Annotated in this window: 28 protein-coding genes; 18 read left to right on the top strand and 10 right to left on the bottom strand. The window is 69.1% G+C overall.

Going from position 1 to position 24,371, the window contains the following annotated elements:
• Window positions 1-130: 130 nt before the first annotated feature.
• Entirely contained in the window at window positions 131-1,099 is a 969-nt protein-coding gene (locus HEP74_RS06730; protein ID WP_185815750.1) for a phosphotransferase family protein, read from the top strand.
• Window positions 1,100-1,518: 419 nt separating this feature from the next.
• Here the strand turns inward: HEP74_RS06730 and xopAW are convergent, their stop codons facing one another.
• The 4 genes from xopAW to HEP74_RS06710 all read right to left on the bottom strand — a co-directional run bounded on the left by xopAW (window position 1,519) and on the right by HEP74_RS06710 (window position 5,276).
• Complete coding sequence (gene xopAW / locus HEP74_RS06725; protein ID WP_185815749.1) at window positions 1,519-2,226, bottom strand: EF-hand domain-containing protein; 708 nt, start codon at window positions 2,224-2,226, stop codon at window positions 1,519-1,521.
• A gap of 375 nt (window positions 2,227-2,601) precedes the next feature.
• Window positions 2,602-3,312 carry a response regulator transcription factor gene (locus HEP74_RS06720; protein ID WP_255427908.1) on the bottom strand — a complete coding sequence of 237 codons (711 nt, stop codon included), beginning with the start codon at window positions 3,310-3,312 and terminating at the stop codon, window positions 2,602-2,604.
• Window positions 3,313-3,433: 121 nt separating this feature from the next.
• Window positions 3,434-4,030 carry a HutD/Ves family protein gene (locus HEP74_RS06715; protein ID WP_524540789.1) on the bottom strand — a complete coding sequence of 199 codons (597 nt, stop codon included), beginning with the start codon at window positions 4,028-4,030 and terminating at the stop codon, window positions 3,434-3,436.
• Between the two features lie 838 nt (window positions 4,031-4,868).
• Window positions 4,869-5,276, bottom strand: coding sequence for a ComEA family DNA-binding protein (locus HEP74_RS06710; RefSeq protein ID WP_185815746.1), 408 nt, complete (start codon window positions 5,274-5,276; stop codon window positions 4,869-4,871).
• A 133-nt stretch (window positions 5,277-5,409) separates the two neighbouring features.
• Between HEP74_RS06710 and HEP74_RS06705 the strand changes: the two genes are divergently transcribed.
• From HEP74_RS06705 to murU, 4 genes are all read left to right on the top strand, one after another.
• On the top strand, window positions 5,410-6,900 hold the full coding sequence (locus HEP74_RS06705) for a M20 family metallopeptidase (RefSeq protein ID WP_185815745.1): 1,491 nt from the start codon (window positions 5,410-5,412) through the stop codon (window positions 6,898-6,900).
• A gap of 192 nt (window positions 6,901-7,092) precedes the next feature.
• Complete coding sequence (locus HEP74_RS06700) at window positions 7,093-7,362, top strand: GlsB/YeaQ/YmgE family stress response membrane protein (RefSeq protein ID WP_039956005.1); 270 nt, start codon at window positions 7,093-7,095, stop codon at window positions 7,360-7,362.
• Between the two features lie 83 nt (window positions 7,363-7,445).
• Window positions 7,446-8,474 (top strand): aminoglycoside phosphotransferase family protein, encoded by a 1,029-nt coding sequence (locus tag HEP74_RS06695; RefSeq protein WP_185815744.1) that lies wholly within the window; start codon window positions 7,446-7,448, stop codon window positions 8,472-8,474.
• Complete coding sequence (gene murU / locus HEP74_RS06690; RefSeq protein ID WP_185815743.1) at window positions 8,471-9,214, top strand: N-acetylmuramate alpha-1-phosphate uridylyltransferase MurU; 744 nt, start codon at window positions 8,471-8,473, stop codon at window positions 9,212-9,214. Before HEP74_RS06695 ends, murU begins: the two co-directional genes overlap by 4 nt.
• Window positions 9,215-9,311: 97 nt before the next feature.
• Here murU and hda read toward each other — a convergent pair whose 3' ends face one another.
• The 3 genes from hda to HEP74_RS06675 are packed head-to-tail and all read right to left on the bottom strand — an operon-like array spanning window position 9,312 to window position 12,324.
• Window positions 9,312-10,043, bottom strand: a complete 732-nt coding sequence (gene hda / locus HEP74_RS06685) for a DnaA regulatory inactivator Hda (RefSeq protein ID WP_185815742.1) — start codon at window positions 10,041-10,043, stop codon at window positions 9,312-9,314.
• Window positions 10,040-11,209, bottom strand: a complete 1,170-nt coding sequence (locus tag HEP74_RS06680) for an AI-2E family transporter (protein ID WP_185815741.1) — start codon at window positions 11,207-11,209, stop codon at window positions 10,040-10,042. The genes hda and HEP74_RS06680 overlap by 4 nt, the downstream gene beginning before the upstream one ends.
• Window positions 11,206-12,324 carry a DUF2066 domain-containing protein gene (locus HEP74_RS06675; RefSeq protein WP_185815740.1) on the bottom strand — a complete coding sequence of 373 codons (1,119 nt, stop codon included), beginning with the start codon at window positions 12,322-12,324 and terminating at the stop codon, window positions 11,206-11,208. The genes HEP74_RS06680 and HEP74_RS06675 overlap by 4 nt, the downstream gene beginning before the upstream one ends.
• Window positions 12,325-12,452: 128 nt before the next feature.
• Here HEP74_RS06675 and purM point away from each other — a divergent pair, with 128 nt between their 5' ends.
• The 6 genes from purM (at window position 12,453) to HEP74_RS06645 (ending at window position 16,820) form a co-directional block, all read left to right on the top strand.
• On the top strand, window positions 12,453-13,478 hold the full coding sequence (gene purM / locus HEP74_RS06670) for a phosphoribosylformylglycinamidine cyclo-ligase (protein WP_185816534.1): 1,026 nt from the start codon (window positions 12,453-12,455) through the stop codon (window positions 13,476-13,478).
• Window positions 13,479-13,483: 5 nt separating this feature from the next.
• Window positions 13,484-14,110 (top strand): DUF2238 domain-containing protein, encoded by a 627-nt coding sequence (locus HEP74_RS06665; RefSeq protein WP_185815739.1) that lies wholly within the window; start codon window positions 13,484-13,486, stop codon window positions 14,108-14,110.
• Window positions 14,111-14,120: 10 nt separating this feature from the next.
• Entirely contained in the window at window positions 14,121-14,567 is a 447-nt protein-coding gene (locus HEP74_RS06660; protein ID WP_185815738.1) for a hypothetical protein, read from the top strand.
• The gene (gene purN / locus HEP74_RS06655; RefSeq protein WP_185815737.1) at window positions 14,564-15,217 is read left to right on the top strand and encodes a phosphoribosylglycinamide formyltransferase; all 654 of its coding nucleotides are present in this window, start codon (window positions 14,564-14,566) and stop codon (window positions 15,215-15,217) included. Before HEP74_RS06660 ends, purN begins: the two co-directional genes overlap by 4 nt.
• Before the next feature lie 71 nt (window positions 15,218-15,288).
• Window positions 15,289-16,134 (top strand): DUF3108 domain-containing protein, encoded by an 846-nt coding sequence (locus HEP74_RS06650; protein ID WP_185815736.1) that lies wholly within the window; start codon window positions 15,289-15,291, stop codon window positions 16,132-16,134.
• A gap of 2 nt (window positions 16,135-16,136) precedes the next feature.
• A complete protein-coding gene (locus HEP74_RS06645; RefSeq protein WP_185815735.1) occupies window positions 16,137-16,820 on the top strand; it encodes a DUF3108 domain-containing protein in 684 nt (227 codons plus the stop codon).
• 231 nt (window positions 16,821-17,051) lie between these two features.
• Here the strand turns inward: HEP74_RS06645 and HEP74_RS06640 are convergent, their stop codons facing one another.
• Genes HEP74_RS06640 through HEP74_RS06630 form a run of 3 tightly spaced genes read right to left on the bottom strand, consistent with a single transcriptional unit; the run spans window position 17,052 to window position 18,936 of the window.
• The gene (locus HEP74_RS06640; RefSeq protein ID WP_185815734.1) at window positions 17,052-17,387 is read right to left on the bottom strand and encodes an EF-hand domain-containing protein; all 336 of its coding nucleotides are present in this window, start codon (window positions 17,385-17,387) and stop codon (window positions 17,052-17,054) included.
• Window positions 17,384-18,658 carry a UDP-N-acetylglucosamine 1-carboxyvinyltransferase gene (murA, locus tag HEP74_RS06635; RefSeq protein WP_185815733.1) on the bottom strand — a complete coding sequence of 425 codons (1,275 nt, stop codon included), beginning with the start codon at window positions 18,656-18,658 and terminating at the stop codon, window positions 17,384-17,386. The genes HEP74_RS06640 and murA overlap by 4 nt, the downstream gene beginning before the upstream one ends.
• 47 nt (window positions 18,659-18,705) lie before the next feature.
• Window positions 18,706-18,936 carry a BolA family protein gene (locus HEP74_RS06630; RefSeq protein ID WP_185815732.1) on the bottom strand — a complete coding sequence of 77 codons (231 nt, stop codon included), beginning with the start codon at window positions 18,934-18,936 and terminating at the stop codon, window positions 18,706-18,708.
• 53 nt (window positions 18,937-18,989) lie between these two features.
• On the opposite strand from HEP74_RS06630, the gene HEP74_RS06625 reads away from it, so the two are divergent.
• The 7 genes from HEP74_RS06625 to hpf all read left to right on the top strand — a co-directional run bounded on the left by HEP74_RS06625 (window position 18,990) and on the right by hpf (window position 24,346).
• Complete coding sequence (locus HEP74_RS06625) at window positions 18,990-19,991, top strand: KpsF/GutQ family sugar-phosphate isomerase (RefSeq protein WP_185815731.1); 1,002 nt, start codon at window positions 18,990-18,992, stop codon at window positions 19,989-19,991.
• A gap of 91 nt (window positions 19,992-20,082) precedes the next feature.
• Window positions 20,083-20,631, top strand: coding sequence for a KdsC family phosphatase (locus HEP74_RS06620; RefSeq protein WP_184410662.1), 549 nt, complete (start codon window positions 20,083-20,085; stop codon window positions 20,629-20,631).
• A complete protein-coding gene (gene lptC, locus HEP74_RS06615; protein WP_185815730.1) occupies window positions 20,628-21,194 on the top strand; it encodes an LPS export ABC transporter periplasmic protein LptC in 567 nt (188 codons plus the stop codon). The genes HEP74_RS06620 and lptC overlap by 4 nt, the downstream gene beginning before the upstream one ends.
• Window positions 21,172-21,759 (top strand): lipopolysaccharide transport periplasmic protein LptA, encoded by a 588-nt coding sequence (gene lptA / locus HEP74_RS06610; RefSeq protein WP_185815729.1) that lies wholly within the window; start codon window positions 21,172-21,174, stop codon window positions 21,757-21,759. Before lptC ends, lptA begins: the two co-directional genes overlap by 23 nt.
• Window positions 21,759-22,478, top strand: a complete 720-nt coding sequence (lptB, locus tag HEP74_RS06605; protein WP_185815728.1) for an LPS export ABC transporter ATP-binding protein — start codon at window positions 21,759-21,761, stop codon at window positions 22,476-22,478. The genes lptA and lptB overlap by 1 nt, the downstream gene beginning before the upstream one ends.
• 43 nt (window positions 22,479-22,521) lie before the next feature.
• Entirely contained in the window at window positions 22,522-23,970 is a 1,449-nt protein-coding gene (locus HEP74_RS06600) for an RNA polymerase factor sigma-54 (RefSeq protein ID WP_185815727.1), read from the top strand.
• Between the two features lie 58 nt (window positions 23,971-24,028).
• Entirely contained in the window at window positions 24,029-24,346 is a 318-nt protein-coding gene (gene hpf, locus HEP74_RS06595) for a ribosome hibernation-promoting factor, HPF/YfiA family (RefSeq protein ID WP_003478125.1), read from the top strand.
• Window positions 24,347-24,371 lie beyond the last annotated feature (25 nt).

The raw sequence follows: 24,371 nt of genomic DNA, 5'->3' as shown, positions 1-24,371 counted from the left end.
GGATGACGCGATCTCGCAGACTGCTTTCCTGCACGATGCACGACACATGCGAAAGCGCCAAAGCCTGCGCGGCCGGCGGCCGCAAGCGTGCCGGCGTATGATCGCGGGCGCAACGCCAGCACCTTCGGAAATGAAAATCTCCATCGCCTGTTTGCCCGAACATCCCAGCATTGCGCAGTCCTGCGAGCTCATCGAGACCGCGCCATTAAGCTACTGGATGCCGGTATTGAATCGGCTTCGGCAGGCGTTTCGCTTGCCGGGCGATGACTGGAAGCGGATCCCGGAAGGCGCCAATGCCTTGTTCCAGCTTGGCGACGCGGTGATCGTCAAATTGGTGCCGCCCAACTGGCGCCGGCAAGGCGAAAAGGAACGCCTCGTCGCGCCGTTGCTGGACGGCAAATTGTCGCTGCAGACGCCGCGTCTCATCGGCGGCGGCGTGGTCGACAATTGGGTGTTCGTGATCTGCAGCCGCCTGCCCGGATCCTCGCTGGCCGATGTCTGGCCGGCGCTGGATGTCGGCCAGAAGCGTTCGATCATGCTGCAGGTGGGAACGCTGCTGCGCGAACTGCGCAGCGTCGCGTTCGATGCCGACATCGCGATCCGGGTGGAGTGGCGGCACTACATCGCCACGCTGATCTGCGACTGCCTCGCGCGGCATCGGCGCAACGCGATGCCCGCGCATCTGCTGGCGCAAGTCCTGCCCTACATCGAGGCGGCGGGCGATTTTTCGCCACCCGCGCAGACGCGCTTCATCCACATGGACATCCATCCCTGGAATTTGATGGCGCACGACATTCAGGGAAAGTGGACCCTCAGTGGATTGCTCGATTTCGGCGATGCGATCGTCGGCCAGTGCGATCTGTTCGAGTTGCTGACACCGCTGATCTTCATGGCGCAAGGCGACCCGATCCTGGTGAAGGCGCTGCTCGATGCCTACGGCCTGCTCGACGGCTACGATGCGCCAACCCTGCGCCGCCAGCTCATGGCCACCTCCTTGATCAGGCCCGATTCGGACCTCGGCTTTTGCATGCAGCAGGTTCCGGTCAGCGGACCGCGCGACACATGGGAACAGATCGCCTTGCAGATGTTCCCGTTGTGAGCCGTGGCCAGCGCTGAACTGCATGGAGCGTGGGATCGGTCGATCGCCTGCGATGCACGTTGTCGGACACGGCGCCGGCGCAGCACGCCAGCGGCGTGCGCCGCGCGCTGAACGACGCACGAGCCGAACACGACCTGTCGACGTAAGCGCGGAAGCGGCTGTACGCCATCAATCCACTGCGCTCCGATGTGCAGGAACAGTCGCACCCGTCAGGTCGGCAGCGCCGACGGATAACCGCAGATCTTCGTACGAAGGCCTGCCGCGGCGACACGCAGGAGATATGCATGCGCGCACCGCTCTCGTGCGGCATCTGCCTGGATGATCCTTGCGCTGCGTCGGCACGTAGCGGAACAAGTGCGCCGTGCGCCAGCCGCTCACGACGGGGCGGACGGCCCCCCCCCCCCGGCGGACCGCCTCGATCAAGCGGCGACGGAGAACGAACTCGATGCGCTGGCACCGCTGGCGAAGCTGCGGTATTGGTTCGACGCCAACTTGGCCAGCAAGGCATAGGCATCCTGCGCGCCGCTGTCGCTGCTGGCACTGGAACCCGAGCTGGCGGTGGAACTGCCGGTACCGGCGCTGGCAGCGTCGCTACCCTGCGTATCCCGCGGCGGCGGCGGTCCCATCGGGCGCGTGCCCTCCTTCAGCTCCTGCAGGCTGATTCCCCCATCCTGGTCGCTGTCGAGCGTGGCGAACAGGTCGCTGCTGTCGCTGCCCTGGCTGGCCGCGCGCAACTCCTCGCTGCTGATGGTGCCGTCGCCGTTGGTATCCAGGCTGTTGAGGATCGACTCGGCATTCACCTTGTCGCCGCCTCCATGGCGCGGCGGCGCCAATGCCTTGGCGAACTCGCTTTCGCTGACGGTACCGCCGCCATCCTGGTCGAGTATGCTGAGCAAGCCGTCGATATCGATGCTCGAGCTGCTGTCGCCATCACTGTCGCTGGACTTCAGCGCCGCGCTCAGCTCGGAACTGCTGAGGCTGCCGTCGCTGTCGCTGTCGATACTCTTGAACATTTGCTGCAGCGGATTCTGCTGCTCCGCCTGCGCTGGCTGCGCGAGCGCACTGCTGGCGGTACTGGTGCGGCCGACGGCGTAGGCCGAACCGCCACTGCTGATGCTGCTGATCATGCTGACCCCCTGTGGTCATGAAGTGCAGTCGTGGAACGCAGCCATCGCTGCGGTCGTGGCTGCGCCGACGCGGCAACCCGACGCAGGCAGTGTCGATGCAGGGTTTGTCAGCAAGATATCGACTTTGTATCGACACTGAAACACGCGATAAAAATCACATTGCAGCCGCGACCGACGATACGGTGCGGCGCGAGGCAGCCGCTGGTCGAACGCGTGCCGGGCGCGCGCGCCGGCAGTGTCATCGCGCCGGCCACATAGGCGCGGCCATGCGCGGTGCATCGCGAGCGGTGCCTGCAACTGACACGCGAATCGGCGATGCCCGGCGTGCAGGCACAATTGAACCGATCTCCATGCCGCCTGCAACGCGGCACGGGATCAGCGCGCTGCAGGCATTCCCAACCGATGCGGCTCGAACAGGTAACCCTTGCCGCGCACGGTGCGGATCCATTGCGGCACCAGCGGGTCGTCGCCCAGCTTCTGCCGCAGCCGCGAGACCTGCAGATCGATGCCGCGACCGCCCTGGGGAACGCTGCCGTCGCTGTCGCCGATCGCCGCCCGCAGGTCCTCGCGGCTGAGCACGTTGCCGGTCTGCTCGAGGAACACCGCCATCAAGCGCAATTCGCTGGGCGACAACGGGATCGCACGGCCATCCGGCGCGACCGCCTGGTGCCGATAGGCATCGACCTGCCACGCGCCGTCCTGCGCCGGCGCTGGCGGCGGCGCCGCACGCGTACGCCGCAACACCGCGTTGAGCCGCGCCACCAGTTCGCGCAGGTCCAGTGGACGGCTCAAATAGTCGTCCGCGCCCAGATCCAGGCCGATCACCCGATCCACCGGCTCGGCCTGGTCGGCCATCATCACGATCGCGATGCCGCCGCGGTCGCGCAGCTGCCGACACAGGTTCAGTCCTTCGCCGCCGCCGAGGCCGGCATTGAGCAGCACCGCGTCATAGCGATCGGCCGCCAGCTGCGCATACAGTTGTACGCCGCTTTCGGCATCGTGGGTCTGCAAGTTGAAACGGGCCAGATAATCGCGAATCCGGTCGCGCAAGGCCGCGTCGTCGTCCACTACCAATACTTTCGCCAACCACCTGCTGTTATCCGAGGCCACCTGTTCGTTCCGGTCCACGGCTCCGGGATAGCCGCGTTCGCGCATTGGACGCGGTCGGCGGCAACCCCGCAAGAGCCACGCGCGTGGCGCCGAAAGCTCAGTCGGCGGGCGTCGCCAGCGGTTCGATGCGGATCGCCAGCAACTCGCCGCCACCGCTCAAAGCGAAGCGCTGCCTGGTGTTGGCGGCCAACCAGGCGCTGTCGCCGGCGGCCAGCGGCGGCAATCCGCAGTCGGCATCGAACTGCGCCTGCCCTGCCAGAAGATGAACGACCCAACAGATTTGCGGGTCGGCGAAGAACAGCATCGGCCCGACCAGCGGCCGATGCAGCAGTTGCGTGCGCAGGCGATCACGACGCCACATCAGGTTGAAGTCGTGGGTGGGGCCGTCGAGCAGTTCGCCGCGCAGCGGCCGCTCGCCGGCGAAGCGCAGCCGCGCGTACGGCGGTTCGAGCAGATGCACGGCGCCGTCGTCGAAGCGCAGGCGCAGGCCGGCGCCGTGCAGCAGCACCAGTTCGCGATCGATGCCGGGGAAACTGGAAAAGGCCGCGTCCTGCTCGATCTCCGCGATCGACAGGCGCAGCAGCCAGTCATCGCTGTCCGGTTGCGGCAGGCGCAGGATCTCCCGCGTCCAACCCAGTCCGTTGCGCCAGCGCTCGCGGCGGTAGTCGTTGGCGGGGATCACCCGCGAAAGCATGTTGCACCAGTCCATCGGCGCATTCTGCACGATCCGGCGGCGCTGCCGGATGCCGCGACAGCGGCAGGCATCTGCGGTTTCCCGCGCCTATCCCGGCCGTCAGCAAGTACGAATGGTGCTGGCAAACGCCAGCCGGAACCGGAAGTTTTGCAGCTCCAGGGAAATGCGGCAACTGGCCTGCGACGCGACCTTTCGAGAATCGCGACGGCCATCGCCCGTTCTGCGACATCGGCGAGTCGCGCCGGCGCAAGACACATCGGCGCGCCAGCGCAAGTCGCAGCGAGGCGACCATGCGTGGCGCTGCGGGATCGTGGCTATTGGGCAGGTAGGATGCTTGTGTGCGGGCGCGAGAGGCTGGGCCCGTACCCTCATCCGGCCCTGCGGGCCACCTTCCCCCGAAAAGGGGGCCATGGTCCCGACGGGAGAAGGAACAACCTGGCCCCTCTCCCACCGGGAGAGGGGTTGGGGTGAGGGTACGACGCGCAGCGCCTCATGGTTCCAGGAGCCAGTCGGACGCGCGTGCGACCGCACCTTGCCCATGCGCCCGCCGCCATGGCAGCTGTCTGCAGCAGGGACAGCCGCCGGCAGCAGGAGTACCGAATCGCGGCGAGCCGACCGGCGCGAAGCGCCCGACAAAAACCTTCGCCCACAAAAAACGTCGCCCGGCTGCACTTCACTGTGCAACACCGGGCGACGATGTACGTCCTTGTCGGCTTCCTGCCTCCCCCGCTGAGCGTCCTGCTCAGCGAGGTCGCGACCGCGCGTCCTGCGCCAGCCGTATCCTCTGTCCTTTCAAATCCCTTGAATGCTTTTAAATCCGTTTAATCCTTAAATCCGTTTAACGCCTTTCCACCGGCTTGGCGGCTGCCGTCCTGGCTGCCGTCGGCGTGGTCGCCTTCGTGGCTCCCACTTCGATCCGGTCGTGGTTCCGTTCGACCGTCTTGAGTCCGATTCCCTTCACCTGCGTCAGGTCCTCGACGCTTTTGAAGGGGCCGTGCGCCTGTCTGTAGTCGACGATCGCCTGTGCCTTGGAGGCACCCACGTTCAACAACACCCGGTCGATTTCCGCTGCACTAGCGGAGTTGATGTTGACCTTGTCCGCGGCGAGCGCGGAACCGGTCAGCAGCAACGCCAGGACCAGAGACTTCAGGACCACGATAAAAGACTGCATGGCAACACTCCTTGTGACTTGGATGGGGACTTCACCGGCCTCTCCTGCCGGTGTCGAAAGCATCCCTCGCCACATGGGTACAGCCTATCGCCAACGCCCTTTCCAAACAGCAGGTAAACGGCGCGTCAACGTGTAGGAAAAACCCTACACGGGGACCGCGGCGTAGAATGGTGGCCACCTCTTTTGCGACAAATCCCGGAGTTCCACGATGGACAATGCCAAGATCGACCGTTTCCTGAGCGAGAAGTGGGACGACGACATCGTCCCGCAGCTGGTCGATTACATCCGCATCCCCAACAAATCGCCGATGTTCGACGCCGATTGGGTCGCCCACGGCTATATGGACGATGCGGTGCGGCTGATGGAGCGCTGGGCGCGCGCGCAGGCCATCCCGGGCCTGGTGGTCGAGGTGGTGCAGCTGGAAGGGCGCACGCCGCTGATCTATCTGGAAGTGCCGGCCACCGGCGCGGAGACCGGCGCGGACACGGTGCTGCTGTACGGGCACCTGGACAAGCAGCCGGAGATGACCGGCTGGGACGACGACCTGGGTCCGTGGACGCCGGTGCTCAAGGGCGACCGCCTGTACGGCCGCGGCGGCGCCGACGACGGCTATGCGCTGTTCGGCTCGCTGGCCGCGATCCTGGCCCTGCAGGACCAGGGCATCCCGCACGCGCGCTGCGTGGTGCTGATCGAGGCCTGCGAGGAATCGGGCAGCTACGACCTGCCCGCCTACGTCGACCACCTGGCCGAGCGCATCGGCAAGCCGTCGCTGGTGGTGTGCCTGGATTCGGGCTGCGGCAACTACGAGCAGTTGTGGTGCACGACCTCGCTGCGCGGCCTGGCCGGCGGCAACTTCAGCGTCAAGGTGCTCAGCGAAGGCGTGCATTCGGGCGATGCGTCCGGCGTGGTGCCGTCCAGCTTCCGCGTGCTGCGCGACCTGCTGTCGCGGCTGGAGGACGAGGCCACCGGCAGGATCAAGATCGAGGGCCTGTATTCGGAGATTCCGGAAGAACGCCTGGCGCAGGCCAGCAAGGTCGCCGAGGTGCTCGGCGACGAGGTCTACAGCAAGTTCCCGTTCCTGCCGGGGATGACCCCGATGAACGAGGATCTCACCGAACTGGTGCTCAACCGCACCTGGCGCCCGGCCCTGTCGGTGACCGGCGCCGACGGCCTGCCGCCGCTGGCCTCGGCCGGCAACGTGCTGCGCCCGGAGACTGCGGTGAAGCTGTCGCTGCGCCTGCCGCCGACGCTGGACGGCAAGCGCGCCGGCGAACTGCTGAAGGACGTGCTGCTGCGCGATCCGCCGTACGGCGCCGAGGTGTCGCTGGCGCTGGAGAAGTCGTCCTCGGGCTGGAACGCGCCGGCGCAGTCGCCGTGGCTGACCGAGGCGATCGAGGCCGCCTCGCAGGCGGCGTTCGGCAAGCCGGCGATGTACATGGGCGAAGGCGGCTCGATCCCGTTCATGGGCATGCTCGGCGAGAAGTTCCCCGGCGCGCAGTTCATGATCACCGGCGTGCTCGGACCGCATTCCAACGCGCACGGGCCGAACGAGTTCCTGCACATCCCGATGGGCAAGCGGGTCACCGCCTGCGTGTCGAAGGTGATCGCCGAGCACCATGCCGCCAGCGTGCGCGGCGAGACCACCGGCAGCGCCGCGGTGGCCGGCGGCGAGCAGCACGGCGGGCACGGCTGCTGCTGAGCCTGCGGCGGCCGTCGGCGACGACGGCCGCCAAGCTGCGAGCCCTGCCCGCGTTGGTGCGTCGCCACCGCGTGCGCGCGAGCCGCGCCTGCATGGCCGCTTAAAGGACATCGCCGGCCGCGCCTGCATCCACGCCGCGTGGCGGGCGAATCTGGCACGATCCGCTTCACTTCCACGTTTCGGTACGCTCCCATGCACAACCTGTTCGGCAGCGACAGCTGGCTGTACGTCATCCTGGTCGGCTTCGTGGTCGGCCTGCTGGCGCGCTTCCTGGGTCCGAGCGGCGGCCGCTCCGGCTGCCTGTTCACCGTACTGCTCGGCATCGCCGGCGCGCTGGTGGCCGGCTGGTTCGGCCACTACATGGGCTGGTACAGCCGCGGCGAGCCGGCCGGCTTCCTTGGCGCGCTGCTCGGCGCCATCGCCCTGCTCGCGCTGCTGCGGCTGTTCCTCGGCAAACGCTGACGCCGCACCGCGGCGCCGGCACGGCTCGCCATGCCGACGCCGCACGTTTACGCTGTGCGGCCAATGTCCGCCGCAGCGTCCCGATGAGTTCCAGCACAGATCTTCCCGACGCGCCGGACCTGCGCGCCGCACAACGCCAGCAATGGGCGCGCGCCGCATTGGGCGATGCGCAGGCGACGCTGCAGCGCGCGTCGATCGACGCCGGCTGGCGCAGCTACTGGCGCAGCCACGGCACCGGCGCCAGCCGCGTGCTGATGGATTCACCGCCGGGCCTGGAGGACGTGCGCCCGTGGTTGCGTATGCACGCGTTGCTGCAGCAAGGCGGCGTTCGCGTGCCGGCGATCCTGGCGCAGGACGCGGAGGCCGGCTTCCTGCTGCTGGAGGATCTTGGCGGACCGACCCTGGCGCAGACGCTGGACGTCGCCTCGGCCGATGCCCACTTCGATGCCGCACTCGGGCAACTGCTGCGGCTGCAGACGATCGCACCGCCGCCGGACCTGGGCGTGTTCGGCGAGGCGCTGCTGCAGCGCGATGCCGGCTTGTTCGAAAAGTGGTTCCTGCGCCGGCACCTGGGCCTGGCATTGGACTGCGCCGAGCTCGATGCGCTCGAACTGGTGCAGCGCCGCTTGATGGACAATGCGCTGGCGCAGCCGCGGGTGCTGGTGCACCGCGACTTCATGCCGCGCAACCTGATGCCGGTGGCCGACGGCCCGGCGGTGCTGGATTTCCAGGACTGCGTGCTCGGCCCGGTCGCCTACGACCCGATCAGCCTGTTCAAGGACACCACGGTGAGCTGGCCGCTGGCGCGGGTCGATACCTGGCTGGCGTGCTACCACGCGCGTGCGCTGCAGGCCGGGATCGCGCTGCCGCCGCTGGCGCAGTTCCTGCGCGATGCGGACTGGATGGGCGTGCAGCGGCACCTGAAGAACCTGGGCATCTTCGCGCGGCTGAACTACCGCGACGGCAAGACCTGGTACCTGGACAACGTGCCGCGCTTCATCGGCTACCTCGACGAGGTGTTGCCGCGGCACCCGCAGTTGCAACCGCTGGCGCAGCTGCTGCAGGCGCGGATCAAGCCGGCGCTGGCGCAGCGCGCGGCGGCCGGCGCATGAAGGCGCTGATCTTCGCCGCCGGTTTCGGCGAGCGCATGCGCCCGCTGACCGAACGCACGCCCAAACCGTTGCTGGCGGTGGGCGGCACGCCCTTGATTGTCTGGCACCTGCGCAAGCTGGCGGCGTTGGGCGTGCGCGAGGTGGTGATCAACACCTCGTGGCTGGCCGAGCAGTTCCCGCAGGCGCTCGGCGACGGCAGCGCGTTCGGCCTGCGCATCGCCTATTCCTACGAAGGCGCCACGCCGCTGGAGACCGGCGGCGGCATGCTGCACGCGTTGCCGCTGCTGGGGCCGTCGCCGTTCCTGCTGGTCAACGGCGACATCTGGACCGATTTCGATTTCGCGCAGCTGACGCCGCAACCGGCCGGACTGGCGCAACTGGCGCTGGTCGATCCGCCGGCCTACGCCGCGCACGGCGATTTCGCGCTGCATGCCGATACCACGCTGCGCAGCGACGGCGCGCCGCTGCTGACCTACGCCGGCGTGGGCGTCTATCGGCCGGAGCTGCTGCGCGACTGGCAGGCGGCATTCGCCACGCCGATTGCCGACCACGCCACGCCGCCGCGCTTCGCACTGGCGCCGATCCTGCGTGCGCACATGGCCGCCGGCCGCATCCACGGCCTGCACCATCGCGGCCGGTGGACCGATGTGGGGACGCCGCAGCGACTGGCAGAGTTGGATGGCGAGCTGGGTCGCGTGCCGGGATTGGGGATTGGGGATTCGGGATTCGGCAAAAGCTGAGCACGCCGACACGCGCCTGCCGCGGCTGGCAGCAGGATTTCCCAAACCGAATTCGATTGCGCACCCCGCGCGCTGGGCGCAAACAGGCTGCTTGAACTCAGCTGCTGCCGAATCCCGAATCCCCAATCCCCAATCCCGGCCCCTCCAACACCCGCCGCAAGAACGGCACCGTGACCCGCCGCTGCGCCGCCAGCGATTCGCGGTCCAGGCGCTCCAGCAGCGCGACCAGGCCGGCCAGGTCGCGGCCGGCATGGGTCAGCAGCCAGTCGATCGCCGCATCTTCCAGCACCAGCCCGCGGCGTTGCGCGCGCTCGCGCAGCACCGCGGCACGGCCGGCATCGTCCAGCGGCGACAGCGCGATGCGCGTGCATTGCGCCAGCCGCGAGCGCAGGTCGGGCAAGGTTAGCGCCAGGCCGTCGGGCATCGCCTGCGCGGTGTACAGCAGGGTCACGCCGGCGCTGCGCGCGCGGTTGTGGAAATCGAACAGCGCCACTTCGTCCTCGCGCTGCCCGGCGATCGCCTCCAGCCCGTCCAGCGCGACCAGGTCGCGGCCTTCCAGCGCTTCCAGCGCGTCGCGCAGGCGCCCGGATGCGGCCTGCAGCGGCAGGTAGGCGGCACTGCGCCCGGCCTGCTCGGCGGCCGCGCACAGCGCCAGCGCCAGATGGGTCTTGCCGGTGCCGGCGGGGCCGGACAGGTAGATCCAGTCCACGTCGCTGCCGTCGGCGACGGCCTGCAATTGCGCCAGCAACCCGGCCGGGGCGCCGACATAGCGGTCGAAGCGCTGCTCCGGCGGATAGCGCAACGCCAACGGCAGCTGCGGCACGCTCACGGCTGGTCGGAGCTACGCGGCGGCAGTTCGATCAGCGGCGCGCGCTCGGCGCTGCCATCGAGCAGGATCGCCGACTTGTCGCCGGCATACAGCTCGCTCTGCCGGTACTGCTCGTGCAGGTAGTGCAGCAGCACGTTGGCCACCGCCGCCACCGGCAGCGCCAGCAGCATGCCGAGGAAGCCGAACAGCTGGCCGCCGGCCATCACCGCGAAGATCACCGCCACCGGGTGCAGGCCGATCTTGTCGCCGACGATGCGCGGGGTCAGCACGTAGCTTTCCAGCAACTGGCCGACGGTGAACACCACGCCGACCAGGATCATCAGTTGCAGGTCGAAGCCCTTGGACTGCACCAGCGCCGCCAGGATCGCCAGCAGGATGCCGGTGGTCGCGCCCAGATACGGGATGAAGCTGATCAGGCCGGCGACGATGCCGATCAGCAGGCCCAGGTTGAGCCCGATCAGGCTCAGCCCGCCGGCGTAGATCACTCCCAGCGCCAGCATCACCAGGAACTGGCCGCGGATGAACGCGCCCAGCACGTCGTTGGACTGCCGCGCCAGGCGGCCGACGGTGGCGACGTGGTTGCGCGGGATGGTCGCGGCCACGCGCTCGACCAGGATGTCCCAGTCGCGCAGGAAGTAGAAGGTCAGGATCGGCAGCAGCACCAGGTTCACCACCCAGGTGACCATGGCGAAGCCCGAGCGCGACAGATAGCCGAAGAAGGTCGCGGCGACGCCGCCGGCCTGCTGCCAGTGGCCGCGGATCCATTCGATCAGCCGCTCCGGATCCAGCCACGCCATCAGCTGCAGCCCGGTCTTCTGCTCGGCCCAGGGGATTGCGGTGCCGGTGAACCAGTCGCGCGCCTGCGGCAGCACGTCGATGAAGGTGACGATCTGCCGTTCCAGCATCGGCACCAGGATCAGCAGCGCCAGCACCAGCAACAGCACCATCAGCACGAACACCAGGGTGACTGCCATGTTGCGCGAACGGCCGGCGCGCTCCAGGCGATCGACCAGCGGATCGCCGAGCCAGCCCAGCAGCAGCGCCAGCACGAACGGGGTCAGAATCGGCGCCAGCAGCGCTATCACCCACAGCACGCCCAGGATCACCGCGGCCCATTTCAGGCGGCGCAGGAACTGGGCGATTTCCGCTTCGGGGGACAGCGTCATTTGAGCCGGTACTCCGTGCGCTCGGTGTTGAGGATGATCGGCCCACCCTCGACCGGCACCGTCACCGGCTGCAGCGGGCTGTCGGCGCCGAGCATGCGGTTCAGGCCGGACACGCCGCTGAGCAGGTCCAGGTCCAGTTCCAGGCGGTCGCCGCTGGCCTGGATCGGCACGATGCGCCGCACCACCGAGGTGTTCTGCAGCGCCGCGGACACGCGCAGGTAGTCGTCGGCGCTGCGGATGCCGCTGATCACCACCCGGTACACGCCGGCCGGGCCGGTGCTGGACGCCTTGGCGTAGCGCTTGACCAGCGCGTCGGCGGCACCGTCGGCGCCGGCAGCGATCGCGCGGCGCGCGTCGGCGTCGCTGGCCGACCAGCTGGACAGCGTCTTGCCGCTGTCGACGAACACCCAGTCGGCGGTCCAGCCGCCGGACTTGCCGCGGTACAGCTTGCCGATCAGTTGCATCGGCGGGCTGTAGCGCGACGAGGCGCTGGCCACCGCGGCGGTGTCCTGGCGCCAGATCGCGCCGACCAGCGCCTGCTCGGCGGCGCTGCCGGTGGGCAGGCCGAGCCGGTAGCCGCGCTCGATCGCGCGGTCCAGCGCGCTGCGCGCGGCATTGGACTGCTGCACGCCGACTAGGCGCGGGCCGCTGCCGTCGTCGATCGCCAGCCACAGCACCGGCTTGGGCCGCGGCTGCGGCCACAGCGGCAGGCCCAGCGCCGCGGCCAGGCCGTCGACGTCGCTCTGCCGGAAGCGCGCGATCAGGGTGGTGCGGAAGGTCGGCGCGCCGCTCGGCGAGGTGCCCTGGTCCTGGCGGTAGTCGTAGCTGTCGACGAAGTTCTTGGCGTTGCGCAGCGCCTGGGTCACCCCCGGGCGCGACATTACCGCGCGGTCGCCGGAGATCTTGCCGAGCACCACGCCCAGCGCGCGCGCCACCGCGCCATTGCGGTCGGCCTCGCTCTGGCTGTTGACCGGCACCTCGGCGTCGTAGGGGCTCTGCGCGCCGGCGACGTCGCCTTCGGTGCGCAGACCGGCCTGGGCCAGGGCGGCCGCGGCGGGCAGGCACAGCGCGAAAGACAGGAGTAAGGCAAGGCTGCGGCGCATCGAAGGTTCCATTGCTCGGCGTATCCGGGGCGAATTGTTGCCCGAATGCGGGCGTAGCGCCAATGCGGCCTGTTAAAATCGCCGTCTTTCCGCCGACGCCACCGCCCGTGACCACTCCCAAGACCCCCGCCGCCGCCCCGTTGACCTACCGCGACGCCGGCGTCGACATCGATGCCGGCAATGCCGTCGTCGAACGCATTAAACCCTTGGTCAAGCGCAGTTTCCGCCCCGAGGTGATGGGCGGGCTGGGCGGTTTCGGCGCGCTGTTCGACCTGTCCGGCAAGTACCGTGAGCCGGTCCTGGTGTCCGGCACCGACGGCGTCGGCACCAAGCTGAAGCTGGCGCAACAGCTGGGCCGGCACGACAGCATCGGCATCGACCTGGTCGGCATGTGCGTCAACGACGTGCTGGTGCAGGGCGCCGAGCCGCTGTTCTTCCTGGACTACTTCGCCACCGGCAAGCTCGACGTGGAGACCACGGTGGCGGTGGTCGGCGGCATCGCCCGCGGCTGCGAACTGGCCGGCTGCGCGCTGATCGGCGGCGAGACCGCGGAAATGCCCGACATGTACCCGCCGGGCGAGTACGACCTGGCCGGCTTCACCGTCGGCGCGGTGGAGAAGTCGCAGCTGCTCGACGGCGCCAAGGTGCGCCAGGGCGACGTGCTGATCGGCATCGCCTCCTCCGGCCCGCACTCCAACGGCTATTCGCTGATCCGCCGCATCTACGACCGCGCCGGGCGCCCGGCCGAACTGCAGCTCGGCGGCACCACCCTGGCCGACGCGCTGATGGCGCCGACCGCGCTGTACGTCAAGCCGATCCTGTCGCTGCTGCGCGGCGAGCACGCCGACGGCATCCACGCGATGGCGCACATCACCGGCGGCGGCCTGACCGAGAACATCATCCGCGTCATCCCCGACGGCCTGGGCCTGGACATCCGCGCCAGCGCCTGGACCCTGCCGCCGGTGTTCGAGTGGCTGCAGCGCGAAGGCGCGGTCGCCGACAGCGAGATGTGGCGCACCTTCAACTGCGGCATCGGCTTCGTGCTGGTGGCCGCGCCCGACCAGGTCGCCGCGCTGGAGCGCAGCCTGGACACGCTGGGTCTGGCGCATTGGCAGATCGGCGCGGTGGTGGCGGCCGGCGCCGGCGAACGCGTGCACATCGGCTGAGCCGCATGGCGGCGGGCAAACGCGCCTGGCTGGCGCTGACCCTGGCGGTGTTCGCCGCCAGCTGGGTGCATCCGCTGTGGCCGGCGGAACAGGCGATGCACAGTTCGCTGGCGGTGCTGGGCATCGTCTGGCTGGTCTGGCACGACCGCCGCTGGCCGCTGCGCAGCGCGCACTTCGCCGCGATCTGCGCCTTCATCAGCGTGCACAACATCGCCGCGCACTGGCTGTATTCCAACGTGCCCTACGACCAGTGGCTGCGCACGCTGAGCGGCGGTTGGTCGCCGAATGCCGCGTTCGGCTGGCAGCGCAACCACACCGACCGGCTGATCCACCTGCTGTTCGGAGTGTGCTTCGCGCCGGCGCTGCGCGAGTACGCGCGGCAGCGCTGGCCGGCGCTTTCGCCGCGGCAGGCGTTCGTGCTGGCGACGATGGCGATCATGTGCGCCAGCCTGCTCTACGAATGGCTGGAATGGCTGATCGCGCTGCTGCTGTCGCCCGAGCAGGCCGAGTCCTACAACGGCCAGCAGGGCGATCCGTGGGATGCGCACATGGACATGCTGCTGGCCACCCTGGGCTGCGCCAGCGCCTGGCCGTGGCGGCGCGCCGGCCACCCCATCCCACTGACGCGCTAGAGACCGCACGATGTCGCTGCCCCCGCCCCTGCCCACCCCGGACCTGGATCGGATGGCGTCCCTGCGCGCCGAATCGGATGTCCGCACCCTGGCGACCCTGTACGCGGTGATGGCGTGGCTGCAAGGCCTGTCGGTCCTGTTCCTGGGCGGCTTCCTGGCCTTCGGCATCCACTACGAAGCGGCCAAGACCGCGGCCGGGCAAAGCGCCCACGACGCGAGCAACGGCCAGGCGGTGATCGTCATGTTCTCGGTGATGCTGGCGCTGGGGCTGGTGATGCTGCTGGCGAACGTGGCCGCCGCGTTGGCGCTGCGCCGGCGGCGCCAGCTGACGCTGTGCAAGGCCGCCGCGACGCTGGGCTGTTTCGGTTTCCCGCTGGGCACCGCGCTGGGGGTGTGGACCCTGCTGGCGCTGCAGCGCCCGGCCTGCGCCGCGCTGTTTCGGGACCCGCGCCGATGACAATCCGCCTGGCGGTGCTGGTCTCCGGCCGCGGCTCCAACCTGCAGGCCCTGCTCGATGCGATCGCCGCCGGCGCGCTGGACGCGCAGGTGGTCGGGGTGTTCAGCGACCGCGCACAGGCGCCGGCGCTGGCCAAGGTGGCGCCGGCGCAGCGCTGGTCGGCGGCGCCGAACGGCTTCCCCGACCGCGCCGCATTCGACCAGGCGCTGGGCGACGCGGTCGCCGCCGTGCAGCCGGACTGGATCGTCTGCGCCGGCTACATGCGCATCCTCGGCGCCGGCTTCGTGCAGCGCTTCGCCGGCCGCCTGCTCAACATCCACCCCTCGCTGCTGCCCAAGTACCGCGGCCTGCACACGCATGCGCTGGCGCTGGCGGCCGGCGACACCGAACACGGCGCCAGCGTGCACTTCGTGGTGCCGGAACTGGACGCCGGCGCGGTGATCGCGCAGGCGCGGGTGCCGGTGCAGGCCGGCGACCGCGCGGAGGACCTGGCGCAACGCCTGCTGCCGCGCGAGCACCAGTTGCTGTGCGCGGTGCTGCAATTGGCCGCGGCCGGACGCCTGGCTGAACGGGATGGCAGCGTCTGGCTCGACGGTCAGTGCCGGTTTAGTCCGCTGCGCCTAGATTGCCAGGGCACGCTGATTCCCTGAATACGCCGCAGCTTATTTAATCCCGCTGCGGCGCATCCGCGCCCCAACCCCCTTCCCTTGCAGCCGATCCCATGAAGCCCCTTCCGCGTCAGTTCGCTGTTCTAGCCGTGGCCTGCCTCGGCCTGCTGGCGCCGGCCGTCGGCGTGCTGGCGCAGGCGCCCCCGCCGCAGACGGCCGCGCCGACGCCTCCCGCGCAAGCGCCGACCGCGCCTGCAGCTCCCGCAGCGGCCGCCGCCCCCGGGCTGCAGGCCGCGCCGTGGACGGCGCCGCCGTTGCAACCGTTCGTGGCCACCTACCAGGCGCTGTACAAGGGCAAGCAGGCCGGCGATGCGCGCATGGAAGTCAGCCACGGCAGTGGCGACGAATGGCGCGTGGACCTGGGCGTGCAGGGCCGCAGCGGCTTCGCCAGCATCCTCGGCCTGAACATCGAGCAGAGCACGGTGTTCCGCACCCAGGACGGGCGCTACGTGCCGCAGAGCCAGAGCACGGTGAAGAAGGCGATGTTCTTCGGCAAGAAGGTCACCGGCGTCTACGACTGGAGCAAGGGCGTGGCGCGCTGGGACGGCGACCTGAAGAAGGACCGGCAGCAGCCGATCCCGCTGCAACCCGGCGACCAGAGCGCGCTGCTGATCAACCTGTCGATCATGCGCGACGCGCAGCCGGGCAAGACCATGACCTACCGCTTCGTCGATGTCGGCCGGGTCCGCGAACACATCTACCACGCCGCCGAGCAGACCGAGACGGTGCAGGTCGGCGACATCAGCTACGACGCGCTGCGCGTGTCGCGCACCAACGGCGGCAAGAATGAGACCATTCTGTGGATCGCCAACGGCGTGCCGACGCCGGTGCGCATCCTGCAGCGCGAAGACGGCGAAGACCGCATCGACCTGCGCCTGACCGAATACCAAGGAGTCTGACCATGACACGCATCGCCCGCCCGCTGTCCGCCGTCGCCGCCGCCCTGCTGGCGCTGGCCAGCCTGCCCGCCCTGGCGCTGGAGCCGTTCAAGGCGGACTACCAGGCCAGCTACATGGGCATGCAGGCCAACGGCTTGATGACCCTGGCCAGCGAAGGCAACAACCGCTGGCGCTACAGCCTGTCGATCAAGAACCAGGTCGCCGACCTGAGCCAGAGCACCGTGTTCGAGGAAAAGGGCGGGCAGCTGCGCCCGCTCAGCAGCGACGACCGCTCGCTGTTCCTGATCAAGAAGAAGGCGGTGACCGCCAATTACGACTGGAGCACCGCGCAGGCGACCTGGGCCGGCGACGTCAAGCCCGACCGCCGCGGCCCGGTGAAGCTGCAGCCCGGCGACATGGACGCGCTGCTGATCAACCTGGCGATCGCGCGCGACGTCAACGCCGGCAAGACCCCCAGCTACCGCATGGTCGACGAGGGCCGCGCCAAGCCGATGACCTACAAGGTGGCCGGCAAGGAAACCATCACCGTCAACGGCAAGAGCGAGCAGGCGACCAAGGTCAGCCGCAGCGACGGCTCCAAGGAAATCATCGCCTGGATCGTGCCGGACATGCCGGTGCCGGTGCGCATCCTGCAGCGCGAGAACGGCCAGGACGCGCTGGACCTGACCATCAAGACGCTGCACTGATCGCTCGGTAACGCACGCGGCGGCCGCATTTCGCGGAGACGCTGCCACAAAAAAGGGCGGACCGGTCGGTCCGCCCTTTTGTTGTCCGCTCGACAGCGGCACGCTTCGCTGCAGCCATTGGCAGCGAAGCGCCTGTAAGCCTCGCCTCACCAGGCACCGCGCGCAGCGGACGCCGACGGGCGCATGCCTGCGCAGCTGGGCAGACGAGACGGCGCCTACACGCCCGCCGACTTACTTCTTCGCGTCGGCAGCTGGCTTCTTGGCGTCCGCGGCCGGCGCGAACGTGGTGCGGCAGTCCACGCGGATCTGCGCGCCGCTGTTGCGCCAGTAGAAGGTGCTGCATTGGCGTGGGCCGTCCTGGGTACGGGTCACGCCGACCGCATAGAACGCCTGCGCGATCTCGCTGCGGCTGACCTGGCCGTCGCCGTTCCAGTCCATGTCGCGCTGTTCGATGCCCTGGGTGATGGCGATGCCGGCATACCAGGCGTAGCCGACCCAGGCCAGCACCAGGATCACCACCGCCAGCAGCACCTTGCGCCGGCGGGTAAAGCGGCCCTTGAGGATCATGCGATGCGCCGGATGGACGCGCCCAGCGCCCCCAGCTTCTCCTCGATGTTCTCGTAGCCACGGTCCAGGTGGTAGATGCGGTCGATGGTGGTGTCGCCGTCGGCGACCAGCCCGGCCAGGATCAGCGAGGCCGAGGCGCGCAGGTCGGTGGCCATCACCGGCGCGCCGCTGAGCCGCTCGTTGCCGCGCACGATCGCGGTATGGCCTTCGACCTGGATGTCCGCGCCCAGGCGCAGCAGCTCGTTGACGTGCATGAAGCGGTTTTCGAAGATCGTCTCGTTGATCACGCCGACGCCGTCGGCCACGCAGTTGAGCGCCATGAATTGCGCCTGCATGTCGGTCGGGAACGCCGGGTACGGCGCGGTGGTCAGGCTGACCGCGCGCGGACGCTTGCCGTGCATGTCCAGGCGGATCCAGTCCGGGCCGGTCTCGATGGTGGCGCCGGCCTCGCTCAGCTTGTCGAGCACCGCGTCGAGCGTGTCGGCGCGCGCGCGGCGCACGGTGACGCTGCCGCCGGTCATCGCCGCGGCGACCAGGAAGGTGCCGGTCTCGATGCGGTCGGGCAGCACCGCGTGGCGGCCGCCGGACAGGCGTTCCACGCCATGCACCACGATGCGCGAGGTGCCGGCGCCTTCGATCTTCGCGCCGAGCGCGATCAGGCAGTCGGCCAGGTCGGTGACTTCCGGCTCCATCGCCGCGTTCTCCAGCACGGTGGTGCCGTCGGCCAGGGTCGCGGCCATCAGCACGTTCTCGGTGCCGGTGACGCTGACCATGTCGAACACGTAGCGGCCGCCCTTCAGCCGCCCATTGCTGGTCGCCTTGATGTAGCCGTTCTCGACGCTGATCTCCGCGCCCAACGCCTGCAGGCCCTTGATGTGCTGGTCCACCGGCCGCGAGCCGATCGCGCAGCCGCCGGGCAGCGACACTTCGGCCGCGCCGAACTTGGCCAGCAGCGGGCCCAGCACCAGGATCGAGGCGCGCATGGTGCGCACCAACTCGTACGGCGCGACGTGCTGGTCGACCTTGCGCGGATCGACGGTGATCGCGCTGCCGCGCGCCAGGGTGCCTTCGTCGATGGTGACTTCGGCGCCCAGTTCGCCGAGCAGCTTCACCGTGGTGATCACGTCGTGCAGCTGCGGCACGTTGGTGATCTCCACCGGCGCATCGGCCAGCAGGGTCGCGCACAGGATCGGCAGCACCGCGTTCTTGGCGCCGGAAATGTTCACTTCACCGTGCAGCGCATTGCCGCCGGTCACTACGATTTTGGCCATGGGTCTCGGGGGATCGGAATTCGAAGAGAAAGGAACGAAAGCGCGGCTCAGCCGGCCTGGTCGGGAGTCAGCGTGGTCAGCGCCAGCGCGTGGATCGCCCCGCCCATCAGCTCGCCCAGCGTCGCGTAGACCATGCGGTGGCGGGCCAGCGGCAGCTTGCCGGCGAAGGCCTCGCTGACCACGGTGGCCTCGAAATGCACGCCATCGTCGCCCTGCACCTGCACGCGCGCGCCAGGCAGGCCGGCCTCGATCAGTTTACGGATGGTTTCGGCGTCCAACGGGCTTTCCTATATAAAATGATCGGCCATTCTACCCTCCGACCGGCATCCGCATGGCTGTATCGCCCCTGTCCCCCGCTGCGATCGACGACGCCAGCCTGGTCGCCAGCGGCCGCCGCGTGGTCGAGATCGAGCAGGCCGCGCTGGGCGCGGTGGGCGCGCGCATCGGCGCCGAGTTCGCCGCCGCCTGCCGGCTGATCCTGGGCTCGCGCGGGCGCGTGGTCGCCACCGGCATGGGCAAGTCCGGGCACGTGGCGCGCAAGATCGCCGCGACCCTCGCCTCCACCGGCACCCCGGCGTTCTATGTGCATCCGGGCGAGGCCGGGCACGGCGACCTGGGCATGATCACCGATGCCGACGTGGTCCTGGCGCTGTCCTATTCCGGCGAGTCCGACGAGATCCTGATGCTGCTGCCGGTGCTCAAGCGCCAGGGCAACGCGGTGATCGCGATGACCGGCCGCGCCCAGTCCACCCTGGCGCGCGAGGCCGACCTGCACCTGGACGTCAGCGTCCCGGCCGAGGCCTGCCCGCTGGACCTGGCGCCGACCTCCAGCACCACCGCCTCGCTGGCGCTGGGCGATGCGCTGGCGGTGGCGCTGCTGGACGCGCGCGGCTTCACCGCCGACGACTTCGCCCGCTCGCACCCGGCCGGCAGCCTGGGCCGGCGCCTGTTGCTGCACATCACCGACGTGATGCACGGCGGCGACGAACTGCCGAGCGTGGGCGCGGACGCCAGCCTCAGCGAGGCGCTGGTGGAGATGAGCCGCAAGCGCCTGGGCATGACCGCGGTGGTCGACGGCGAGGGCCGCCTGCTCGGCCTGTTCACCGACGGCGACCTGCGGCGCACCCTGGACAGCCCGCTGGACGTGCGCCAGACCCGCATCGCCGACGTGATGACCAGGCAGCCGCGCACGATCGGCGCCGACCAGCTCGCCGCCGAGGCCGCACGGCTGATGGAAACCCACAAGATCAACGGCTTGATCGTGGTCGACGGCGACGGCCGCGCGGTCGGCGCGCTCAACATTCACGACCTGTTGCGCGCCAGAGTGGTTTAACAGCCTGAACTTGTTCACTGCCTGCCGGCGCCCTGCGCCGCTGGCCCTGGCCTGCTGGAAAGCCGGCCTTCCCGCCCCGATATAGCGAACCATGCCCTATTCCCCGCTGGCCGACCTTCCCGCCGACCTGATTGACCGCGCCGCGCGCATCCGCCTGGCGTGCTTCGACGTGGACGGCACGCTGACCGACGGCCGCCTGTACTACGACCGCGACGGCAACGAGAGCAAGGCGTTCAACGTGCTCGATGGCCAGGGTTTGGTGCAGCTGCGCCGGCACGGCATCGAGGTGGCGCTGATCACCGCGCGGCCCAGCCTGGCCGCGGAGAAGCGCGGCCAGGAACTGGGGCTGCTGGTGCAGATCGGGGTCAAGGACAAGCGCGCCGGTGTGCAGGCGCTGTGCGACGAACGCGGGCTGAGCCTGGACCAGGTGTGCTTCATGGGCGACGACCTGCCGGATCTGGCGCCGCTGCGCGTGGTCGGCCTGGCGGTGGCCCCGGCCAATGCGCATCCGTGGACCGCCGAGCACGTGCACTGGCTGACCCGCGCCCGCGGCGGCGAAGGCGCCGCGCGCGAGCTGTGCGACGTGCTGCTGGCCGCGCAAGGCCACGTCCCTTCGCTGCTGCAGGAGCATGGCGCATGAACTGGCGCACCGTTCTCGGCGGCCTGTTGCTGGTCGCGGCCCTGGTCAGCGGCTGGTCGGCCTGGCAGCAGCGCAGCAAGCGGGTGCCGACCACCGACGCCGAGGCGCGCTCGGACTATATCGCGCACGATTTCCAGATCGTCGCGCTGGACAAGCAGGGCAAGGAGTCGATGACCCTGCGCGCGCCGCAGATGGAACGCAGCCGCGCCGACCAGACCATGGCGATCGAAACCCCGCTGTTCCTGATGCCGGACGCTAATGGCCAGCACTGGGAAATGCGCAGCAAGACCGGCTGGGTCAGCGCCGACGGCAACGAACTGCGCCTGCGCGGCGACGTCGCCGGCGACAGTCCCAAGGTGCCCAGCATCCCGCCCACCACCTTCCGTACCCAGAGCCTGGACGTCTTCCCGCAGACCAGCACCGCGCGCACCGCCGAACCGGTCACCATGACCCGGCCCGGTATGATGCAGTCCGGCGTCGGCTTCGAGGTCGACTTGAAGTCCCGGCAGTACAAGCTCCTTTCACAGGTCAAGACCCGCTATGAACCGAACGCTGCCCGCTAAGCTCGCGCTGCTCGCCCTGCTGCTGCCCGCACTGGCGATGGCCAAGTCGTCCGATCGCAATCAGCCGATGGATATCACCTCCGCCAGCCAGAGCGGCAACATGCTCGACGACAACGGCAAGATCCGTTACACGGGCAATGTCGTCATCATCCAGGGCACGCTCGAAATCCATGCCGACACCGCCGACCTGTTCCGCAAGGACGGCGACATCGACCGCGTCGTGCTAGTCGGCAAGCAGGCCACGCTGAAGCAGGAACTGGACGACGGCTCGCCGATGGATGCCGTGGCCGACAACATCGACTACAAGGTCGGCACCGATACCGTGGTGCTGACCGGCAACTACCGCATGACCTCGCCCAAGGGCACCAATGCCGGCCAGCGCATGGTCTACAACACCAAGACCGGCGACATGCAGGGCGGCGGCGACGGCACCCGCGTGCACACGGTGATCCAGCCGAAGAACGCGGCGCCGGCCGGCGCCCCTGCCGCTGGCGCCAAGCCGGCCGCCAAGCCCGCCGCGACGCCGGCCAAGCCCACCACGCCGGCCAAGCAAGGAGGCCAGTGATGCTGCTCGCCGAAGGCCTGCGCAAGCGCTACAAGCAGCGCGAGGTCGTGCGCGAGTTCGCGCTGACCCTGGAGGCGGGCGAAGTGGTCGGCCTGCTCGGCCCCAACGGCGCCGGCAAGACCACCTGCTTCTACATGATCGTCGGCCTGGTCGAGGCCGATGCCGGGCGCATCGTGCTCGACGGCAACGACATCACCGCGCTGCCGATGTACAAGCGCGCCAAGCTCGGCGTGGGCTACCTGCCGCAGGAGCCGTCGGTGTTCCGCAAGCTCAGCGTGGCCGACAACATCCGCCTGGTGCTGGAACTGCGCGAAGATCTGGACGACGCCGGCCGCGAGCGCGAACTGTCCTCGCTGCTGGACGAACTGCAGATCGGCCACGTCGCCGAGCAGCTCGGCGCCAGCTTGTCCGGCGGCGAGCGCCGCCGCTGCGAGATCGCCCGCGCGCTGGCCGCCAAACCGCGGATGATGCTGCTCGACGAGCCCTTCGCCGGCGTCGATCCGATCTCGGTCGGCGAAATCCAGCGCATCGTCACCCACCTCAAGCAACGCGGCATCGGCGTGCTCATCACCGACCACAACGTGCGCGAAACCTTGGGAATCTGCGACCGGGCGTATATCCTCAACGAAGGCAGCGTGTTGGCGCAGGGGGTGCCGGAAGCGCTGCTGGCCAATAGCGAAGTCCGCCGTGTCTACCTCGGGGAAACCTTCAGGCTCTGACCGCGCGGGCGTTGCGCCACGCCCCTTCCCGTTCGGCACAGGCATGAAAGCACGGCTGCAGACATCGCTGGGACAGCATCTGGTCATGACGCCGCAGTTGCGGCAGGCGATCAAGCTGTTGCAGATGTCCAGCGCCGAGCTGGAAGTGGAGATCGCCGAGGCGGTGGAGAGCAATCCGCTGCTGGAATGGACCGAAGACGCCGCACCCACGCTCGATGTGGCCGGTGCCGGCCGCGCCGAAGGCGAGGCCGAGGTCGCGCCGCCGGCCGGCGATACGCTGGACAACGTGCCGCAGCACGACGGCGACGACTGGTCCGATGCCGAGCCGGCCTGGAGCAGCGGCAGCGGCGGCTCCTTCGACGACGATGACGACATGGGCAGCGCCGCCGAGCGCGTCGCCGAACCCGATACGCTGATCGATCACCTGCTGTGGCAGTTGCACCTGTCGCACCTGTCGCCGCGCGACCGCAGCATCGGCGCGGCGTTGATCGATGCGCTCGACGACGACGGCTACCTGCGCGAACCGCTGGCCACGATCGCCGAGACCTTGCAGCCGGACATCGTCGCCGAAGAGGAGGAAATCCTCACCGTGCTGCACCAGATCCAGCGCTTCGACCCGGTCGGCATCGCCGCGCGCACGCTGGGCGAATGCCTGAACCTGCAGTTGGACGTACTGCCCGCGGACACGCCCGGGCTTGAGCTGGCGCGCACGATTGCCAATGGCCCGCTGGAAAAGCTGCCGCGCAGCGGCATCGCCGGCATCGCCCACGAACTCAAGCGCCCGGCCTCGGCGGTGGAGACCGCGGTCGCTCTGCTGCGCTCGCTGGACCCGCGCCCGGGCAAGCAGGTCGGCGAACTCAGCGCCGACACCTACGTGGTGCCGGACTGCGTGATCTGGCGCCAGCGCGGCGTCTGGCATGCGGCCCTGGCCGGGCATGCGCGGCCCAAGGTCACCATCCACCGCGGCTACGAACAGCTGATCCGCCAGTGCGGCGAAAGCGACGCCGGCTACCTGCGCGGCCAGCTGCAGGAAGCGCGCTGGCTGCTGAAGAGCCTGGAGGCGCGCGGCGAGACCCTGCTCAAGGTGACCCGCTGCCTGCTGCGCCAGCAGGCCGGCTTCCTCGAATTCGGCGAACAGGCGCTGCGCCCGCTGACCCTGCGCGAGATCGCCGGCGAACTGGGTCTGCACGAGAGCACCATCTCCCGCGCCATCGCCCGCAAGTACGTGCGCACCCCGCGCGGCACCATCCCGCTGCGCGCCTTCTTCGCCTCGGGCATCGACACCGACAGCGGCGGCGAAGCCTCCAGCACCGCCATTCAGGCGATGATCCGGCGCCTGATCGAGGCCGAGAACCCGCGCAAGCCGCTTTCTGACGCCAAGCTGGCCGACCTGCTGAAAGCCGCCGGCGTGCCTGTAGCGCGGCGCACGGTTGCGAAGTATCGTGAGGCCATGAACATTTCCGCTTCCCACGAACGCGTTCGCATCGGTTGATGCATCGGCGGCAGGCGGCAATGGTTCATAAGGTGAATCCCGAACCAAGGAGTATCCGATGCGTATCGAGACCTACGGCCAGCAGATCGAAGTCACCCCCGCCTTGCGCGAGTACGTGGAGACCAAGCTGCAGCGGCTGAAGCGGCATTACGAGGAAACCATCGAGGTCCGCGCCCAGCTGGCGCTGCGCAAGCCCGACCACCACGTCGAAGCCACCGTCAACGTTCCCGGCCGCACCCTGCACGCCGATGCCAGCGCGCAGACCATGTACGCGGCGATCGACCTGCTCGCCGACAAGCTCGACCGGCTGATCATCAAGCACAAGGAAAAGAAACAGGACCACCACGCCGCCGAGGTGCGCGACAATATCGTGTGATCCCGCACACGTTGCTCCTGCCATG

Origin of the sequence: Xanthomonas sp. SS, from assembly GCF_014236835.1 — a bacterium.
GTDB lineage: Bacteria > Pseudomonadota > Gammaproteobacteria > Xanthomonadales > Xanthomonadaceae > Xanthomonas_A.
Note: the sequence above shows the minus strand (reverse complement) of the source record. Positions and strands in the feature narration are given on the sequence as shown.

Bases quoted from the DNA above. Each gene is read 5' to 3' on its own strand.
- HEP74_RS06730 (WP_185815750.1), top strand. From the start codon at position 131: ATGAAAATCTCCATCGCCTGTTTGCCCGAACATCCCAGCATTGCGCAG.
- lptA (WP_185815729.1), top strand. From the start codon at position 21,172: ATGAACCGAACGCTGCCCGCTAAGCTCGCGCTGCTCGCCCTGCTGCTG.
- HEP74_RS06660 (WP_185815738.1), top strand. From the start codon at position 14,121: ATGTCGCTGCCCCCGCCCCTGCCCACCCCGGACCTGGATCGGATGGCG.
- lptC (WP_185815730.1), top strand. From the start codon at position 20,628: ATGAACTGGCGCACCGTTCTCGGCGGCCTGTTGCTGGTCGCGGCCCTG.
- HEP74_RS06715 (WP_524540789.1), bottom strand. From the start codon at position 4,030: ATGCTTTCGCGGGTGATCCCCGCCAACGACTACCGCCGCGAGCGCTGG.
- HEP74_RS06625 (WP_185815731.1), top strand. From the start codon at position 18,990: ATGGCTGTATCGCCCCTGTCCCCCGCTGCGATCGACGACGCCAGCCTG.
- hpf (WP_003478125.1), top strand. From the start codon at position 24,029: ATGCGTATCGAGACCTACGGCCAGCAGATCGAAGTCACCCCCGCCTTG.
- lptB (WP_185815728.1), top strand. From the start codon at position 21,759: ATGCTGCTCGCCGAAGGCCTGCGCAAGCGCTACAAGCAGCGCGAGGTC.
- xopAW (WP_185815749.1), bottom strand. From the start codon at position 2,226: ATGATCAGCAGCATCAGCAGTGGCGGTTCGGCCTACGCCGTCGGCCGC.
- murA (WP_185815733.1), bottom strand. From the start codon at position 18,658: ATGGCCAAAATCGTAGTGACCGGCGGCAATGCGCTGCACGGTGAAGTG.
- HEP74_RS06700 (WP_039956005.1), top strand. From the start codon at position 7,093: ATGCACAACCTGTTCGGCAGCGACAGCTGGCTGTACGTCATCCTGGTC.
- murU (WP_185815743.1), top strand. From the start codon at position 8,471: ATGAAGGCGCTGATCTTCGCCGCCGGTTTCGGCGAGCGCATGCGCCCG.
- HEP74_RS06705 (WP_185815745.1), top strand. From the start codon at position 5,410: ATGGACAATGCCAAGATCGACCGTTTCCTGAGCGAGAAGTGGGACGAC.
- purN (WP_185815737.1), top strand. From the start codon at position 14,564: ATGACAATCCGCCTGGCGGTGCTGGTCTCCGGCCGCGGCTCCAACCTG.
- HEP74_RS06710 (WP_185815746.1), bottom strand. From the start codon at position 5,276: ATGTGGCGAGGGATGCTTTCGACACCGGCAGGAGAGGCCGGTGAAGTC.
- HEP74_RS06695 (WP_185815744.1), top strand. From the start codon at position 7,446: ATGAGTTCCAGCACAGATCTTCCCGACGCGCCGGACCTGCGCGCCGCA.
- HEP74_RS06665 (WP_185815739.1), top strand. From the start codon at position 13,484: ATGGCGGCGGGCAAACGCGCCTGGCTGGCGCTGACCCTGGCGGTGTTC.
- HEP74_RS06640 (WP_185815734.1), bottom strand. From the start codon at position 17,387: ATGATCCTCAAGGGCCGCTTTACCCGCCGGCGCAAGGTGCTGCTGGCG.
- HEP74_RS06680 (WP_185815741.1), bottom strand. From the start codon at position 11,209: ATGACGCTGTCCCCCGAAGCGGAAATCGCCCAGTTCCTGCGCCGCCTG.
- HEP74_RS06645 (WP_185815735.1), top strand. From the start codon at position 16,137: ATGACACGCATCGCCCGCCCGCTGTCCGCCGTCGCCGCCGCCCTGCTG.
- HEP74_RS06600 (WP_185815727.1), top strand. From the start codon at position 22,522: ATGAAAGCACGGCTGCAGACATCGCTGGGACAGCATCTGGTCATGACG.
- HEP74_RS06620 (WP_184410662.1), top strand. From the start codon at position 20,083: ATGCCCTATTCCCCGCTGGCCGACCTTCCCGCCGACCTGATTGACCGC.
- HEP74_RS06650 (WP_185815736.1), top strand. From the start codon at position 15,289: ATGAAGCCCCTTCCGCGTCAGTTCGCTGTTCTAGCCGTGGCCTGCCTC.
- HEP74_RS06675 (WP_185815740.1), bottom strand. From the start codon at position 12,324: ATGGAACCTTCGATGCGCCGCAGCCTTGCCTTACTCCTGTCTTTCGCG.